This is a genomic window from Marinobacterium sp. xm-d-564 (assembly GCF_013283345.1).
Classification (GTDB): domain Bacteria; phylum Pseudomonadota; class Gammaproteobacteria; order Pseudomonadales; family Balneatricaceae; genus Marinobacterium_E.
The window spans coordinates 195,825-211,158 of the sequence record NZ_WBYO01000004.1; the positions used below are offsets into that span (position 1 = coordinate 195,825).

General features: G+C 48.4%; 18 protein-coding genes and 1 other RNA gene. 14 read left to right on the forward strand and 5 right to left on the reverse strand.

Features of this window, described 5'->3' with window-relative positions:
• Window positions 1-28 precede the first annotated feature (28 nt).
• The 11 genes from aceF (at window position 29) to XMD564_RS06620 (ending at window position 9,582) form a co-directional block, all read left to right on the forward strand.
• Window positions 29-1,987: a dihydrolipoyllysine-residue acetyltransferase gene (aceF, locus tag XMD564_RS06570; RefSeq protein WP_173508009.1), complete on the forward strand. Its 1,959-nt coding sequence runs from the start codon at window positions 29-31 to the stop codon at window positions 1,985-1,987.
• 134 nt (window positions 1,988-2,121) lie between these two features.
• A complete protein-coding gene (locus XMD564_RS06575) occupies window positions 2,122-2,472 on the forward strand; it encodes a CidA/LrgA family protein (RefSeq protein ID WP_173481304.1) in 351 nt (116 codons plus the stop codon).
• Complete coding sequence (locus XMD564_RS06580; protein WP_173481303.1) at window positions 2,469-3,176, forward strand: LrgB family protein; 708 nt, start codon at window positions 2,469-2,471, stop codon at window positions 3,174-3,176. The genes XMD564_RS06575 and XMD564_RS06580 overlap by 4 nt, the downstream gene beginning before the upstream one ends.
• 70 nt (window positions 3,177-3,246) lie before the next feature.
• Window positions 3,247-4,356, forward strand: a complete 1,110-nt coding sequence (zapE, locus tag XMD564_RS06585; protein WP_173481302.1) for a cell division protein ZapE — start codon at window positions 3,247-3,249, stop codon at window positions 4,354-4,356.
• Window positions 4,357-4,650: 294 nt separating this feature from the next.
• The gene (gene rplM, locus XMD564_RS06590; protein ID WP_173481301.1) at window positions 4,651-5,082 is read left to right on the forward strand and encodes a 50S ribosomal protein L13; all 432 of its coding nucleotides are present in this window, start codon (window positions 4,651-4,653) and stop codon (window positions 5,080-5,082) included.
• 13 nt (window positions 5,083-5,095) lie between these two features.
• Complete coding sequence (gene rpsI, locus XMD564_RS06595; protein WP_173481300.1) at window positions 5,096-5,488, forward strand: 30S ribosomal protein S9; 393 nt, start codon at window positions 5,096-5,098, stop codon at window positions 5,486-5,488.
• Between the two features lie 289 nt (window positions 5,489-5,777).
• Window positions 5,778-6,374, forward strand: a complete 597-nt coding sequence (gene petA, locus XMD564_RS06600) for a ubiquinol-cytochrome c reductase iron-sulfur subunit (protein ID WP_173481299.1) — start codon at window positions 5,778-5,780, stop codon at window positions 6,372-6,374.
• Window positions 6,374-7,630, forward strand: a complete 1,257-nt coding sequence (locus tag XMD564_RS06605; protein WP_173481298.1) for a cytochrome bc complex cytochrome b subunit — start codon at window positions 6,374-6,376, stop codon at window positions 7,628-7,630. Before petA ends, XMD564_RS06605 begins: the two co-directional genes overlap by 1 nt.
• Window positions 7,630-8,403: a cytochrome c1 gene (locus XMD564_RS06610; RefSeq protein ID WP_173481297.1), complete on the forward strand. Its 774-nt coding sequence runs from the start codon at window positions 7,630-7,632 to the stop codon at window positions 8,401-8,403. Before XMD564_RS06605 ends, XMD564_RS06610 begins: the two co-directional genes overlap by 1 nt.
• A gap of 93 nt (window positions 8,404-8,496) precedes the next feature.
• Entirely contained in the window at window positions 8,497-9,129 is a 633-nt protein-coding gene (gene sspA / locus XMD564_RS06615; RefSeq protein ID WP_173483075.1) for a stringent starvation protein SspA, read from the forward strand.
• 3 nt (window positions 9,130-9,132) lie between these two features.
• A complete protein-coding gene (locus XMD564_RS06620) occupies window positions 9,133-9,582 on the forward strand; it encodes a ClpXP protease specificity-enhancing factor (protein ID WP_173483074.1) in 450 nt (149 codons plus the stop codon).
• Window positions 9,583-9,638: 56 nt separating this feature from the next.
• Here XMD564_RS06620 and XMD564_RS06625 read toward each other — a convergent pair whose 3' ends face one another.
• The 4 genes from XMD564_RS06625 to XMD564_RS06640 are packed head-to-tail and all read right to left on the reverse strand — an operon-like array spanning window position 9,639 to window position 13,109.
• Entirely contained in the window at window positions 9,639-10,214 is a 576-nt protein-coding gene (locus XMD564_RS06625; protein WP_173483073.1) for a BON domain-containing protein, read from the reverse strand.
• A 6-nt stretch (window positions 10,215-10,220) separates the two neighbouring features.
• Window positions 10,221-10,838 carry an SIS domain-containing protein gene (locus XMD564_RS06630; RefSeq protein ID WP_254443870.1) on the reverse strand — a complete coding sequence of 206 codons (618 nt, stop codon included), beginning with the start codon at window positions 10,836-10,838 and terminating at the stop codon, window positions 10,221-10,223.
• The gene (locus XMD564_RS06635; RefSeq protein ID WP_173483072.1) at window positions 10,816-11,181 is read right to left on the reverse strand and encodes a YraN family protein; all 366 of its coding nucleotides are present in this window, start codon (window positions 11,179-11,181) and stop codon (window positions 10,816-10,818) included. Before XMD564_RS06635 ends, XMD564_RS06630 begins: the two co-directional genes overlap by 23 nt.
• 26 nt (window positions 11,182-11,207) lie before the next feature.
• Window positions 11,208-13,109 carry a penicillin-binding protein activator gene (locus tag XMD564_RS06640; protein ID WP_173508010.1) on the reverse strand — a complete coding sequence of 634 codons (1,902 nt, stop codon included), beginning with the start codon at window positions 13,107-13,109 and terminating at the stop codon, window positions 11,208-11,210.
• A 42-nt stretch (window positions 13,110-13,151) separates the two neighbouring features.
• Here XMD564_RS06640 and rsmI point away from each other — a divergent pair, with 42 nt between their 5' ends.
• From rsmI to XMD564_RS06655, 3 genes are all read left to right on the forward strand, one after another.
• Window positions 13,152-13,979 carry a 16S rRNA (cytidine(1402)-2'-O)-methyltransferase gene (gene rsmI / locus XMD564_RS06645; RefSeq protein ID WP_173483070.1) on the forward strand — a complete coding sequence of 276 codons (828 nt, stop codon included), beginning with the start codon at window positions 13,152-13,154 and terminating at the stop codon, window positions 13,977-13,979.
• 32 nt (window positions 13,980-14,011) lie between these two features.
• Window positions 14,012-14,362, forward strand: an RNA gene (gene rnpB / locus XMD564_RS06650) — RNase P RNA component class A.
• A gap of 71 nt (window positions 14,363-14,433) precedes the next feature.
• Window positions 14,434-15,210, forward strand: a complete 777-nt coding sequence (locus XMD564_RS06655; RefSeq protein WP_173508011.1) for a DUF6538 domain-containing protein — start codon at window positions 14,434-14,436, stop codon at window positions 15,208-15,210.
• Window positions 15,211-15,251: 41 nt separating this feature from the next.
• Here XMD564_RS06655 and XMD564_RS11570 read toward each other — a convergent pair.
• On the reverse strand, window positions 15,252-15,334 hold an 83-nt coding region (locus tag XMD564_RS11570; protein ID WP_173489325.1), incomplete at its 5' end, for an integrase core domain-containing protein.

Genomic DNA, 15,334 nt, shown 5'->3' on the forward strand with positions numbered 1-15,334 from the left:
ACTTTGAAGAATTCGTAAGGAGATAACTGTGAGTACTATTACTGTAAACATTCCAGATCTCAGCGGCGCAACTGACGTTGATGTGATTGAAGTACTTGTGGCTGCTGGGGATGTGGTCGCTGAGGGCGATAGCCTGATTACACTAGAGACCGATAAAGCCTCTATGGAAGTGCCTTCACCGCAAGCAGGTAAGATTGTGTCGATGGCAATTTCAGAAGGCGACACAGTCAATGAGGGCGATCTGTTAATGGAAATTGAGATTGCCTCTTCTGAGTCTGCACCGGCTGAAGCAGCCGTTGCTGAGCCAGAATCGATTGAGCCAGTCTCTGCGCCTGTAGAGTCGGCTGCTCCAGTGGCGGCTGCGTCGACTATCGAACAGGTTCTAATTCCAGACCTGAGCGGTGCATCTGATGTGGATGTAATCGAGGTGTTGGTCGCTGTCGGTGATACGGTCTCTGAAGGTGATAGCCTAATCACTCTAGAGACAGACAAGGCTTCTATGGAAGTTCCCTCTCCAGCATCGGGTGTCGTTAAAGCGCTAACGATTGCCGAGGGTGACAAGGTCAATGAAGGCGATCTACTGATCGAGCTTGAAGTAGCCGGTGCAGCTGCGCCAGTATCAGCACCTGTTGAAGCTTCACCTGCTGCGGCACCTGCTGAAGTGTCAGCGCCTGTTGCAGCGGCACCGACAGGCGGCGTTGAGTCTGTATTAATCCCAGATCTAAGTGGTGCATCGGATGTCGATGTGATCGAGGTGTTGGTCAAAGAGGGTGATAGTGTCGCTGAAGGCGATAGCCTGATTACGCTTGAGACCGACAAAGCGTCAATGGAAGTTCCGTCACCAGCGGCTGGTGTCATTAAATCGATGAAGATCAGCGAAGGCGATAAAGTTAACGAAGGTGATCTTCTATTAGAGCTTGAGGTGGTAGGCACTGCTCCTGCAGCAGCTCCTGTTTCTGCACCTGCACCTGCACCAGCGGCTTCAGCGCCTGCTCCAGCGCAGTCAGCAGCACCTGAGAAACCAGCTCCAGTTGCATCAACAACGGATTTAGTGGATCTAGAGAAGCGTAATCGCTCAGTTCATGCTGGTCCTGCCGTTCGCGCCATTGCGCGTGAGTATGGTGTGGATCTCTCCAAAGTAACGGGTTCTGGCCGCAAGGGTCGTATTGTTAAGCAGGATGTTCAAGCCTACGTTAAAGGTGCGCTACAGAAGTTGGATTCAGCTCCTGCTGCCGCGGTGACTGGTGGAAGTGGTATACCTGCAATTCCTGCGGTAGATCACAGTAAGTTTGGTGAGATCGAGAAAGTTAAGCTAAGCAAGATCGATAAGATCACCCGTGACAATATGTCTCGCTGCTGGTTGAACATCCCTCATGTGACTCAGTTTGATGATGCTGACATTACCGAACTTGAAGCCTTCCGTAAGGAGATGAAGGATGAAGCGGCTAAGCAGGGTGTGAAACTGACACCACTTCCTTTCTTGATCAAAGCGGCTGCGATTGCCCTAACGCGTCATCAGAAGTTTAACGCTTCTCTGGATGCGGATGGTGAGCACATTGTCTACAAGAAGTTTGTAAACATTGGTATTGCGGTTGATACCCCTAACGGTCTGATGGTTCCTGTTATCAAGGATGCAGACAAGAAGAGTATCTACGAGCTCTCTAATGAAGCGATTGAGCTGGCGGGTAAAGCGAAGGAGCGTAAGCTCAAGCCAAATGAGATGCAGGGAGCGTGTTTCACAATCTCTAGTCTTGGTGGTATCGGCGGTACAGGTTTCACCCCTATCGTGAATGCGCCTGAAGTAGCTATCCTGGGTGTCTCTAAAGCGGATATCAAGCCGCGTTGGAATGGTAAGGAGTTTGAGCCTCGCTTGATGCTGCCACTCTGCCTGTCGTATGACCACCGTGCGATCAACGGCGGCGATGCGGGTCGATTCCTAACAGATCTTAACGGATTGCTAAGCGATATTCGTCGTTTGGTTTTGTAAGTTAAGAGAACTCACTTATAAAAGCCCTGCACTGCAGGGTTTTTTTGTTTCAAACTCTCTATTTTTACAAAGTAAAATGTATTTTGTTATTCGGAATTAGCGATCGTGATACGCTTTAAATTTGGAGGTGCATTATGATTCAAGGGTTTTTAATACTGCTGGCATTTCAGCTGTTGGGTGAGTCGCTGGTTGTTGTATTGGGGTTGCCGCTACCGGGTCCTGTCATCGGTTTGGTTCTGCTGTTGTTTGGTCTGTTAGGGCTCGGCCGTATTCCAGATTCACTTAAAATCACCAGCGATGGATTGCTATCGAATTTAGCGCTTCTGTTCATACCTGCTGGTGTGGGATTGGTGCTGCACTTTGATCTACTGGCCAGCGAGTGGTGGATCATTCTATTGGCTCTATTGATATCGACCATTCTGGCGACAATTGTGACGGCGGCTCTGTTTCAGTGGTTAATGAAGCGGGTAGGGGGTGAGAAGTGATTATAGGAACCGACTTTTGGGTCTACTTTGCTGCCCGACCTCTGATATGGATTGTGTTGACCTTGGCTGTGTTTACCTTGGCGAATTTGCTCTATCAACGTGCAGATCGTTCGCCCATCTTACATCCTGTCTTGATCAGCATGGTTGTCCTGATTCTTATGTTGTTGGTGACCGGAACACCTTATGAGACCTATTTCTCAGGTGCTCAGTTTATTCACTTCCTACTCGGGCCTGCGACGGTGGCGCTGGCAGTACCGATGTTCCAATATTTTGATGAGATTCGTAGGCTCTGGTTGCCGATATTAGTCTCCAGTGCAGTGGGTGCACTGGTGGCCTCACTCTCTGCAGTTGGTGTGGCTTGGCTATTTGATGCTCGAGCTGAAACCATGATGTCAGTAGCACCGAAGTCAGTTACATCGCCTATCGCTTTGGGTATTGCGGAGAAGATTGGAGGGTTACCCTCCTTGGCCGCTGCTTTGGTGTTAGTGACCGGGGTGATGGGTAGTATTTTGGTGCCGATCATTCTTAAGCGAATGCGAGTTGAGGATCAGGCTGTTCGAGGCTTCGTATTGGGTTTGACCTCCCATGGTTTTGGCACGGCCGTAGCGTTGGAGGTGGGTGCAGTAGCCGGTGCTTTTGCTGGCTTGGCGATGGGATTGACCGGTCTATTAACAGCCTTCCTACTACCAATTGTTATCGGCTGAATTTGAAATAGAGAGGCAACAGCAGTAAAGTTCGCGCCGAGATTGAAGGATTAATAGGTCATTATTGCCAATGAGTACTCCACTAGAGCGCTACAAAAAGGATTTGCAGCGCGACGACTTTTCATACGACGCCACTCAAGAGATGGCCGTTGAACACTTGCAGCGACTTCATGATCAGCTAATTGAAGCTGAGAATGCGCCGGCTCCAGGACTTCTGGGTCGTCTTAAGCAAAAAGTGGTGAAAGAGAAGGTGGAGCCGATTAAAGGTCTCTATTTCTGGGGTGGTGTGGGTCGTGGTAAGACCTACTTGATGGATACCTTCTATGACACGCTGCCCTTCGAGAGAAAGATGCGTACGCACTTTCACCGTTTCATGCAGCGAGTCCATGCTGAGCTGAAAGCTTTAGATGGCACTAAAAACCCTTTGGTTACCATCGCTGAAAAGTACTCGAGAGAGACGCGGATTATCTGTTTTGATGAGTTTTTCGTCTCTGATATCACCGACGCGATGATCCTGGGTAGCTTGCTTGAAGAGCTATTTGCCCGCGGCGTCTCTCTTGTAGCGACCTCCAACATCGTGCCTGATGGTCTCTATGAGAATGGTCTGCAACGTGCGCGCTTTATGCCAGCCATTGCGCTGCTTAATCAGTACACCGAGGTCGTGAACGTCGACAGTGGCATCGATTACCGTTTAAGAACACTTGAGCAAGCTGAACTCTACCACTGGCCACTGGATGATGGTGCTGATGAGTCGCTTGAGAAGAGCTTTAATGGTTTGGCACCAGATCTTGAAGAGTTAGAAGAGAACCTGTCGATTGAGATCAACAACCGCATGTTAACGGCTCGTAAAGCTTGTGAGGATGTGATCTGGTTTGACTTCAGTGCGCTGTGTGAAGGGGCGCGCTCACAAAACGACTACATTGAGTTGGCGAAACTCTACCATGCTGTACTGCTAAGTAATGTTCCACAGCTTGGGCGTACCAATGATGATGCAGCGCGTCGCTTTATCAACCTAGTCGATGAGTTTTATGACAGCGGTGTGAAGTTGATTATCTCAGCCGAAAAGCCCATTCATGAGATCTACACAGAGGGTCGATTGGAGTTTGAGATCGAACGAACCAAATCTCGACTGCTTGAGATGCAGTCGCATGAGTACCTGGCGAGAGAGCATAGAGCGTAAGTTGAAAGCGGGTGACAGGCTGAAGCCAGTCACCGAATGTGCTACCTACAACCTGTCCGTGTCTGGCTTCAGCCTGACACGACCCTATCGGCGGTTTTCCAGAGCGTAAAGCAACGCTTCCAACCACCTAAAAAAAATTCAATTTACACTGGTTTTATAAGCATAAATTCCTGTATAATCCGCGCTCCGCGTAATTGCGGAATGGAAGGTTGTGATTACCACACAACGAATAATTATAAGGTAAGTCGGGATCTATCCTCGATTTTGATTCGAGACTTATAGTAGGAAAATACAATGTCATACACTGTTAGCGCTAAGCCAGCCGAAGTAAAACGCGACTGGTACGTTGTTGACGCAGAAGGTAAAACCCTTGGTCGTCTAGCAACTGAAATCGCTCGCCGCCTACGCGGTAAGCATAAAGCGGAATACACTCCGCACGTTGATACTGGCGATTACATCGTCGTTGTTAACGCTGAAAAAGTACACGTTACTGGTAACAAACGTAACGACAAAATGTACTACCGTCACTCTGGTTTCCCGGGTGGTCTTAAAGAAGCAAACTTCAATAAGATGATCCAGACTTTCCCTGAGCGTACGATTGAACTTGCTGTTAAAGGCATGCTGCCAAAAGGCCCTCTAGGTCGTGCGATGTACAGCAAGCTGAAAGTATATGCAGGTACGGAACATCCGCACACTGCTCAGCAGCCTAAAGAATTGAACATCTAAGGGAAAACGAACAATGGCAACTACTCAGTACTACGGCACTGGCCGTCGCAAAACTTCCACTGCCCGCGTTTTCCTACGTCCAGGCACTGGTTCTGTTTCTATCAACAACCGTACTCTTGAGCAGTACTTCGGTCGTGAAACTGCACGTATGATCGTGATGCAGCCACTTCAACTGACTGAAACTGCTGAGAAATTCGACGTATACGTAACGGTTACTGGCGGTGGCGGTTTCGGCCAAGCTGGTGCTATCCGTCACGGTATCACTCGCGCTCTTATGGAGTACGATGAGACTCTACGTCCTACACTTCGTCAAGCTGGTTTCGTTACTCGTGACGCTCGTGAAGTTGAACGTAAGAAAGTGGGTCTACGTAAAGCACGTAAGAAACCACAGTTCTCAAAACGTTAATTCGTTTTCGGCTCTACAGCCACAAAAAAACCCAAGCAATCGCTTGGGTTTTTTTTCGTTATAACCTTATGATTATTTAGTCTCTCTAAACACCCCTGAATACGACTATTGGCGGGCCTTTCCTTGACCTGTCACCTTGAAAAAATAGGGTCTTTTCTTTACCATTTCGCGCCAGATAGAGGTCTCAATCCGATAGTTCGAGATCTCATGTTAAACGGATTTTATCTTTCGTTTCGCTCCGTCTATTTGAGGTGATCCCTCGATTAGACCAATTAAGGGAGAGTAGTTGATGAGCAATGACGGCGTAAATAAAGGCCGGCGTCGACTTCTAATTGGTGCTACATCTGCAGCGGGTGCAGTGGGCGCAATTGGAGTAGCCGTACCTTTCGTCGCTTCCTGGAATCCTAGTGCCAAGGCGAAAGCCGCTGGTGCACCTGTTAAGGCGGATATCAGCAAGCTAGAGCCAGGTCAGCAGATGATTGTTGAGTGGCGTGGTAAGCCTGTATGGGTTGTACGACGCACTGAAGAAGCATTGGCGAACCTAGAAAAACTGAACGGCCAGTTGGCTGATCCAAGTTCAGAGAAACCTCAGCAGCCAGAATACATTCCAGGAACCTCTGCTCGCTCTTTGCGCCCAGAGATCATGGTAATGGTTGGTATCTGTACACACTTGGGCTGTTCACCAACTTACCGCCCTGAAGTGGCTCCAGATGATATGGGTCCTGAGTGGTTGGGCGGTTTCTTCTGTCCATGTCACGGTTCTCGTTTTGACCTGTCTGGTCGTGTTTATGCGGGTGTTCCTGCACCGACTAACCTGGTCATTCCTCCTCACTCTTACCTTGATGACAATACGCTTGTTATCGGTGTCGATACGGAGACTGCATAATGGCTGGTTCACGCAATAAGGGTAATCCAGGCTTCATGGGCTGGATCGATGATCGTTTCCCAGCGACAGCACTTTGGGATGATCACCTAGCAAAATACTACGCACCAAAAAACTTTAACTTTTGGTACTTCTTTGGCTCTCTTGCTCTATTGGTTCTAGTTAACCAGATCCTAACGGGTATCTGGCTAACAATGAGCTACAACCCAAGTGCTGAAGGTGCCTTTGCCTCTGTTGAATACATCATGCGTGATGTTGAATACGGTTGGTTGCTGCGCTACTTGCACTCTACCGGTGCATCGGCCTTCTTCGTAGTTGTCTATCTACATATGTTCCGTGGCATGATGTACGGCTCTTACCGTAAGCCTCGTGAGCTTGTGTGGCTGTTTGGTATGACCATCTACCTAGCGCTGATGGCTGAAGCGTTCATGGGTTACCTACTTCCTTGGGGACAGATGTCTTACTGGGGTGCACAGGTAATTGTATCGCTATTCGGTGCTATTCCTGTCGTAGGTGCTGATCTGCAGCAGTGGATTCGTGGTGACTTCTTGATCTCAGGCATCACTCTGAACCGCTTCTTCGCGCTTCACGTTATTGCGCTGCCAATCGTCATTCTAGCGCTTGTAGTACTTCACATCATCGCACTACACGAAGTGGGCTCTAACAACCCAGACGGTGTAGAGATCAAAGAGAAGAAAGATGAGAATGGTGTACCTCTAGACGGTATCCCTTTCCACCCTTACTACACAGTTAAAGACATTGTCGGCGTTGTCGTCTTCCTGTTTGTTTTCTGTACGGTTGTATTCTTCTTCCCTGAGGGTGGCGGTTACTTCCTAGAGAAGCCAAACTTTGAGCCTGCGAACCCGCTGAAAACGCCTGAGCATATTGCACCGGTTTGGTACTTCACACCTTTCTATGCAATCCTGCGTGCGATTACTTTCCCACTGTTTGGCTTGGATGCTAAGTTCTGGGGTGTCGTTGCAATGGGTGCTGCAATTGCGATCCTGTTCGTACTGCCTTGGCTAGATCGCAGCCCAGTTAAGTCGATCCGCTACAAAGGCTGGTTGTCTAAAATCTGGTTGCTCGTATTTGCGATCTGTTTTGTCATTCTGGGTGTTTTAGGTGCGATTCCAGCAACGCCAGAGCGTACTCTGCTTGCTCAGATCTGTACTGCTTTGTACTTTGCATTCTTTATCCTAATGCCATGGTACACACGCATGGAAAGCACTAAACCAGTACCAGAGAGGGTGACAGGCTAATGAAAAAGTTTCTACTTACTCTAGTAGTGGCCCTTATCCCATCAGTAGCTTTGGCTGCTGGTGGTGCAAAAATGCCACTGGAACATATTGAACTGGATCGTACCAACGAAGCCTCTTTGCAGCGTGGTATGGCGACGTTTGTTAACCGTTGTCTTGGCTGTCACTCAGCTCAGTACCAGCGTTACGAGCGTTCAGCGACGGATCTAAACATCCCTGCGAATCTGGTTGAGGAGCACCTCATCTTCGGAGACAAGAAGATCGGTGAGCAGATGACGATCGCTATGAAGTCTTCTGATTCGGCGACATTCTTCGGTAATCCACCACCAGATCTAACGCTAGAGACACGTCTACGTGGTCCAGATTGGGTATACACCTACCTTAAGAGCTTCTACAAAGATGAGTCTCGACCATGGGGCGTTAACAACGCCGTCTTTAAAGATGTGGGTATGCCTAATGTGTTGGAAGATCTTCAAGGTACAGTGACACTTCGTTGTTCACAGGAAGAGCTGCTGCACCGTGGTTTAGAGTCTGAAATCGATCCGCTAACAGGTGTTGCTAAACCGGGCTGTCTAACGGTCGATAATGGCACTGGTTCACTTGAGCCTGCTGAGTTCGATAAGGTGATCTACGACCTTGTTAACTACATGGCTTACATGGCGGAACCGTCTAAAGCAGATTCGCACCGTATCGGTACGAACGTATTGATCTTCTTGTTCTTCTTCTTCTTTATCGCGTTTGCATTGAAGAAAGAGTACTGGAAAGACATACACTAAACGTTCGATTTCTGTTAAATTATAAAATCTACGTATTCCATCGGGGTGCGTAGATTTTTTGTTTCTAATATCTGTTAATTTTTGGAGTAGTAGATGGGCGTGGTAGCTAAACGTTCTTCAATGACCTTTTTCTCTGATGGAGCTGATCATTACAGCCATCGAGTTCGCATTGTTCTGGCGGAAAAAGGTGTAGCGGTTGATATTGTCGACTGCCAAGATGATGAGTTGCCAGAAGATGTTGCTGCTCTTAACCCATACAACAGCTTACCAACACTGCTTGATCGCGAATTGGTTCTGTTCGAATCGAATGTGATGATGGAGTATTTGGATGAGCGTTTTCCACACCCTCCATTGTTGCCGGTATATCCTGTAGCGCGTGCAGAGAGCCGACTCTACATCTACCGTATTCAACGCGACTGGTGTCGCTACGCTGATACCATTCTTAACAAGAAGGGTAGCGAAGAAGAGATCGATGCTGCACGCAAAGAGCTGCGTGACAGTCTAGTGGCAATCTCGCCGATCTTCCAAGAGAAGCCGTACTTCATGAGTGAAGAGTTTAGCTTGGTCGATTGTGTCATTGCTCCCATTCTATGGCGTCTGCCTGCGATGGGTATTGAGCTTCCAGAAGCTCAGTGTAAGCCGCTGATCGCTTACATGGATCGCCTATTTGATCGTGAATCTTTCCAAGAGTCACTATCAGAAGCAGAGCGCGAGATTCGCGAGTAATCTGTGTCTGAACTAACCCCCTCGCGTGGTTACCTACTAAGAGCCCTCAATGAGTGGCTCTTAGATATGGATCTAACGCCCCATATTGCTGTTGATGCTCTGGTGCCAGGCACCGATGTTCCTCAAGAATTTGTCAAAGATGGGCAGATCACACTCAATATAGCGCCCGGCGCTGTACGTGATCTCTACATGGACAATGAGGCGCTCAGCTTCAACGCTCGCTTTTCAGGAACGCCTCGACAAGTCTATGTACCGATGGCGGCGCTGATCGCTATTTTTGCCCGCGAGAACGGCGTCGGGATGGGGTTTGGTATGGAGCCGGGTGCCGAAGCACTTAATCTTGTGCTAGAGAAGGCGCATGCAGAGCCGGGTAGTACTGAAGCAGTGACGGCAGAAGCCTCAGCTGCTAAACCTGATGCTGCCAAAAGGCCTGGCTTGCGTGTCGTTAAATAGGCGATGAGATAATAAAAAGGGAGCAATTAGCTCCCTTTTTTGTGCCTGTTAGCTGCTTATGGCAGTGGCACGTACTCAAATACTTTAACAATGCGCTGCACACCGGGTACTTCACGCACAATCGCTACGGCTTGATCGGCTTCGCGCTGGCTAACCAAGCCCATCAAGTAGACAATGCCATTTTCGGTGACAACCTTAACGCGTAGCCCCTCAATTGACTTGTCACTTAGGAGTTTCAGTTTAACGCGGCTGGTTAGGTAGATGTCGTTACTGCGTACAATCGTTGAGCTTGGTCCTGCAATCTCAAGTTCGTTGTGGATGCGTTTGACTTCTCGTGTCTGTCCAACGATCTGCTCAGCCTCTTGGCGAACATTCTCATTAGGCACCTGACCCGTTAATAACACCTGGCCGTTAAAGCTTTTCACATTGATGTGAGACTGAGCCAGTGGTGCCGATCCTTTACTTAGGTTGACCATGACTTTTAGCTCAATGGCTTCATCTTCGATGATGTTACCCAGTGTGCGATTTCCAATGTCTTCGCGAATTGGCTCCTCACGTGATGAGCTTACGATGGTAGAACAACCCGTTACTAGAGTCGTTGTCATCACAAGAGTGGCTAGGACTTTTTTCATGGCAAGTTAAGCTCCAAAAAGTTGATATTCAATAAGATCGAGAAGGCATTGAAGGGTCAGCATCTGTGCCAGGTGGATCGATGGATCATCCTCTGCTGCTACGCAGATCTCAATCTCTGTTGGCTCCATTAGTGCGGTAATATTTCCGCCGTCACGACCCGTGATCGCGATCACCTGCATTTCACGGTCGTGTGCCGCTTGAATTGCTTGAATGAGGTTACGATCATTACCTGAAGATGAGATTAATACTAAAACATCTCCGGGTTGACCCAATGCCTGGATTTGGCGCGCATAGGTCTGAACATAGCCAGACTCTTCTGCGGTACCGGTAGTGACACCGGAGTCAGCCCCAAGAGCGATAGCAGGCAGGCCCGGGCGCTCTTCACGAAATCGCTGCATAAGCGTCGTTGTGAAGTAGTTAGCGATCGATTGACTCGCGCCATTACCGGCGCAGATGATTTTGTGCTCTGACATTAAACAGGCTAGCAGCTGTTCAGAGGCGTCAGCGATCACCGGCGAGTAGTGCTCAATGGTTTGAGCGCTAATGCCTAAGGCGGTGTGTAACTGATTGACGATTCTCTCTTCGAGTTCCATATGACTACTAGCTATCGGGTCTAAAGGCATCTTTATACCATAGACAGTTGCTTATCTCGCCCCCTGTAGTGAGAGAAATGACATCAAATCTAAAGTTGTAGTTTGCATAACGTCTATTTTGGCCGATCCAGAGATGTGCGGCTTTAATCAGTTTGCGCTGTTTGCTGGCCGTGACGCTCTCGGCGCCCGACCCATAATGGGGATTGGATCGGACTCTTACTTCAACAAAAACGATGGTATCGGAGTCCAGCATCACTAGATCAATCTCCCCAAAACGGTAATTCACGTTTCGGTTTAGATATTTTAGACCCTGTTTACGAAGATACTGCTCAGCGATCTGTTCGCCCTGGTTGCCGATGGTTTTGCGGTTCATAGTCTCATCCTTGAGTGGTTATGAACTTAGTTTAGCTGAACCTCTTGAGTCTGCATGTTGATAGTCTCTGGCTGAGGCTCCTCCAAAGGGTCACTCTTTAAGGGCTTGGTTTCAGGTATCTGTGGTTCGCCCAATAAAACAGGTATACCTTGATCAAATTGTGCCCAGAGTAGCTGACGATTAAATCGTCCTGATGGGTCTAAGCTTAATCGGCCTGTCTCCCCTTGCACCGTTAGCTCTGGTGAACTCTTTAGCTGACTTAGGAAGGGGTAGACTTTGACCGCGTCTGAACCCAGTGCGTAGAGGCGTCCAAGTCGACTCGCGCTGTCGGGTCTCTCGAGTGCTAATGAGAGGTTCAAAGCTGTCGTTGGCTGAAGTAACCAGGGTTGGTCTGGGAATTGGATGCGATTAAGGTCGACGTCCCTTGTCTCATTGAAGTTGCCTTCAAAGTGGTGGGAAGTCGCATAAATGGGGTAATCACCAGCAAAATGGAATGCGAGCATGGGAGTCAGTTGACGTGCATCCTGTGGTTGAGCGGCCAGCAGAATGGCATCAATATCGCGTCTTGGACGCTCATCAAACTCCAGCGACTCGCCTAACAGTTTTTTAATCGCGTTGTATCGCTCAGTACTTTGATCCGTATTGAGCAGTTGGCTGACCTGACTGGATAGATCGCCATTCAGCTCATAACTCAATTCGGCAACGGCTTCTGCGCCGCTAGATTCTAGGTTCTGTCTGAAATCATCCGCTAAACGAGCGCCCCATGCCGCGGCTGGGGTGATCAGTGCAAAGCGTTTGTGTCCTTCTAGAGTGGCTCTGGTGACAACCTGTTTGATCTCTTGGTCCGAACCTAAATCGAGTTGAAATAGGTTCTCAGTCAAACGGTCAGTTCGGTTAAAGGTGATAAAAGGGACTGGAAGCTTGCCGTTATTTCCCAGTTCATCAATCAATTTACCGCGCAATGGCCCAATCACTAGGTCGGCTTGCTGCTCTATTGTATAGGCGATGATGCTCTCAGCACTGGCACCCTCTGTATCAAGGCTCACTAACTCAGGCGCCTCAAACCCACGTTGTGAGCGCGATTTAAGCGCAGCAATAACGCCCTCTGAAATGATTCGAGCCGGCTCAGCCAAGGGGCCGCTGAAGGGTAGGGCAATTAGGATACGTTTGGCAGAGATAACATCACCATCGAGAAGAGACGCGAGAGCTGCGGGTGGCGTATTACTTGCTGGGTGCTTGTCCCAGAGTGTTCGCCATTGTGAGGCGACTTCACGTTGGGCTGTTAAATCGTTTATTGGAGCAAGCTGCAGTGCGAGTTCAATCCACCCTTGGGTAACAAATCCATAGTTTGAGAAGTTGGCCGCAACCAAGGTTTCATTATCGACTTGGTTAATCAGTGCCCAGATTTGGTCGTTGATACTCTGCTGTTGATCGAGCGAAAGCTCGTTAAGTTCACTCAGAGATAAAACGGCACTGAGCGGGTTGTTTTGCTGTTCGAAAATGTCTGCTTTGAGCAGTGCGATCTCAACACGCTGTTCGCTGTTAAGTGTAGGAAGGTTTTGATCCGTTAAGCGGTTCAGCGCTGACCCACTATCACCCAGCTTAAGGTAGGCTTTTGCCTCTAATTGAACGACGTTGAAGGCGTTATTACTGTTGATGCCTGCTAGGTTGATGACTGACAGACTGTTCGCCGCCTCTTTGTAACGTTGCTGATCAAATAGCAGGTTAGCGGCTTTAAGGCGAAGTACCGCTGCTTGATCACCACGAGCATTGATCGCTTGTAGCAAAATGTCTGCGGCCGTGCTTGCCTGCTTTGGCGAATCCGGTGTTTTATCGACGACGGTTGGTTTTTCTAGTTGCGGAGTACAGCCTGCCACTAGTAAAGCTAATATTGCGCTTCTTCCTAACAACTTCAATGCGTTGCTCATGTTATAGTCCACACCCTGTAACTCAAATCGGATGGATATCATATGTCTTTGCCTACCCTGTATGTTGTGGCAACGCCCATTGGAAATCTTGCGGACTTTACGCCTCGTGCGCAGCAAGTGTTAACCGATGTCGACCTTGTTGCGGCTGAGGATACTCGCCATACAGGAAAGCTTCTGCAGCACTTTAACATTAAAGCGAACTTGATATCAGTACATGATCACAATGAGCGCCAACGCGCGGGATTGATTATTGATCAGTTGGCGGCTGGAAAGAGTGTTGCTCTAGTGTCTGATGCGGGAACTCCGCTCATTTCGGATCCCGGCTTTGTTCTGGTGCGGGCCGTTAAGGAGGCTGGTTATGCCGTCTCACCGATTCCTGGGTGTTGTGCCTTTGTTGCCGCTTTAAGTGCCTCTGGCATGCCTTCTGATCGCTTCTCATTTATCGGCTTTCTACCAGCTAAAACGGGTGCTCGAGTCAAAGCGTTAGAGCAGTTGTCTGATCGTGAAGAGACGCTGATTTTTTATGAATCGACCCACCGCATCGTCGACTCCCTAAAAGATATGCAGAGCGTCTTTGGTGATCAGCGAATGGTGGGCGTAGCTCGAGAGATCACAAAGACGTTTGAGACTATCCACTCAGCACCCATTGCAGAGCTGATTGAGTGGATGTTGGCTGACGCTAACCAGCAACGTGGTGAGTTCGTTGTGATGGTTGAAGGGGCTGTCAAAGAGGAGGGCTCTTTGAATGAAGAGACTCTTCGCGTACTCAATTTATTGGCTGCTGAACTGCCTCCCAAAAAGGCCGCTGCCATCACTTCTGAGATCACGGGTGTTGGAAAAAAAGAGCTCTATCAGCAGCTAATTTCCTAGGGGGCCGTTTCGAAGCGTGCTATGCTTCACTCTGAGTCTTTTAGACAGTCGCCGCTCTGCTTGCAGAGGGGAGGAAAGTCCGGGCTCCATAGGGCAAAGTGCCAGATAACGTCTGGGCGGCGTGAGCCGACGGAAAGTGCAGCAGAAAGTATACCGCCTAAGCGCTTCGGCGCCGGTAAGGTTGAAAAGGTGCGGTAAGAGCGCACCGCGTGGGTGGCAACACTCCACGGCGATGGTAAACCCCACTCGGAGCAAGACCAAATAGGGACCTGTTAGGCGTGGCCCACGCTAGGTCCGGGTAGGTCGCTGGAGGTTAGGAGTGATCCTAATCCTAGATGAATGACTGTCCACGACAGAACCCGGCTTATCGAAAGACTCACCCAATTTCAGTGATTGGCTTGAAAGCTTGTATCTATTGATCCTTCGCATGTGATTTTAATGTGTGAGATTTTATATGGTACAAAAGCTGGTACAAAAGTCCGATCTAAACACCTCAACTTTTAAAAATGTAGGTGTTCGTTATATCTATCAATTTCGGGGCACATATTATTTTCGATATGTTGTCCCGAAAGCACATAGAAATTTGATTCTTGGCGCACCAAAACAATTCAAACTTTCCCTACACACTTCTTCATACACCCTTGCCATTGAAAGGGTTGCTCCATTGTGGCGGTGTGTCGAAGCAGTTAAGTCCTCTTTGGCACCTGATCAAGTCACAGTTCACTATAAGAAATTAGTCTCTGAATTAGAACGATTGCGATATTCGGCTAGAACCTCGCCTGATAGTTCATACCCATTACTTAAGGACAGCTGGTATTCATTATTAAAAAGTAAGAATTGGAAAGAAAAACGACTTTCAACTGCGAACCAAATGTTCAGAAATATTGAATTCTATCTGGGTAATAAGCCGGTCAATCAGTATTCAGTTAGAGATCTTCAGGATTGTCTGAAAAGAATAGCGACTCTTCCAGTCCGTAATAAGTTTCCATACAGAAGCATGCAGCTCGAAGAGGTTCTACATCTCAAAAATGTTCCTGTTGAAGACTATGTTTCTGATAAGACTGTTAAAGAGCACTTAAAGCTTTTGGTGATGCTCTTTACTTCATATTTGTGTGAGGAGATGAAAGTTTTAGTTGAATCTCCAGCGCAAGGCTTAAAAGTCACAGTGAAAGAGTCACGTTTTGGGGCATTTACTGACAAACAAATCAAATCCATATTAGTCACCATGTGACCTTTCCCCTTAGTTAGTACCACTTCTTCGATGAGATTTTGCTAAGCAGCACGCTTAGCGAATTCCTCTGGTGGCACATAGCCAAGTGCACTATGTGGTCTTACTTTATTGTAATGATCTCGCC

Bases quoted from the DNA above. Each gene is read 5' to 3' on its own strand.
- XMD564_RS06575 (WP_173481304.1), top strand. From the start codon at position 2,122: ATGATTCAAGGGTTTTTAATACTGCTGGCATTTCAGCTGTTGGGTGAG.
- zapE (WP_173481302.1), top strand. From the start codon at position 3,247: ATGAGTACTCCACTAGAGCGCTACAAAAAGGATTTGCAGCGCGACGAC.
- rplM (WP_173481301.1), top strand. From the start codon at position 4,651: ATGTCATACACTGTTAGCGCTAAGCCAGCCGAAGTAAAACGCGACTGG.
- rpsI (WP_173481300.1), top strand. From the start codon at position 5,096: ATGGCAACTACTCAGTACTACGGCACTGGCCGTCGCAAAACTTCCACT.
- petA (WP_173481299.1), top strand. From the start codon at position 5,778: ATGAGCAATGACGGCGTAAATAAAGGCCGGCGTCGACTTCTAATTGGT.
- XMD564_RS06605 (WP_173481298.1), top strand. From the start codon at position 6,374: ATGGCTGGTTCACGCAATAAGGGTAATCCAGGCTTCATGGGCTGGATC.
- XMD564_RS06610 (WP_173481297.1), top strand. From the start codon at position 7,630: ATGAAAAAGTTTCTACTTACTCTAGTAGTGGCCCTTATCCCATCAGTA.
- sspA (WP_173483075.1), top strand. From the start codon at position 8,497: ATGGGCGTGGTAGCTAAACGTTCTTCAATGACCTTTTTCTCTGATGGA.
- XMD564_RS06625 (WP_173483073.1), bottom strand. From the start codon at position 10,214: ATGAAAAAAGTCCTAGCCACTCTTGTGATGACAACGACTCTAGTAACG.
- XMD564_RS06630 (WP_254443870.1), bottom strand. From the start codon at position 10,838: ATGCCTTTAGACCCGATAGCTAGTAGTCATATGGAACTCGAAGAGAGA.
- XMD564_RS06635 (WP_173483072.1), bottom strand. From the start codon at position 11,181: ATGAACCGCAAAACCATCGGCAACCAGGGCGAACAGATCGCTGAGCAG.
- XMD564_RS06640 (WP_173508010.1), bottom strand. From the start codon at position 13,109: ATGAGCAACGCATTGAAGTTGTTAGGAAGAAGCGCAATATTAGCTTTA.
- rsmI (WP_173483070.1), top strand. From the start codon at position 13,152: ATGTCTTTGCCTACCCTGTATGTTGTGGCAACGCCCATTGGAAATCTT.
- XMD564_RS06655 (WP_173508011.1), top strand. From the start codon at position 14,434: ATGGTACAAAAGCTGGTACAAAAGTCCGATCTAAACACCTCAACTTTT.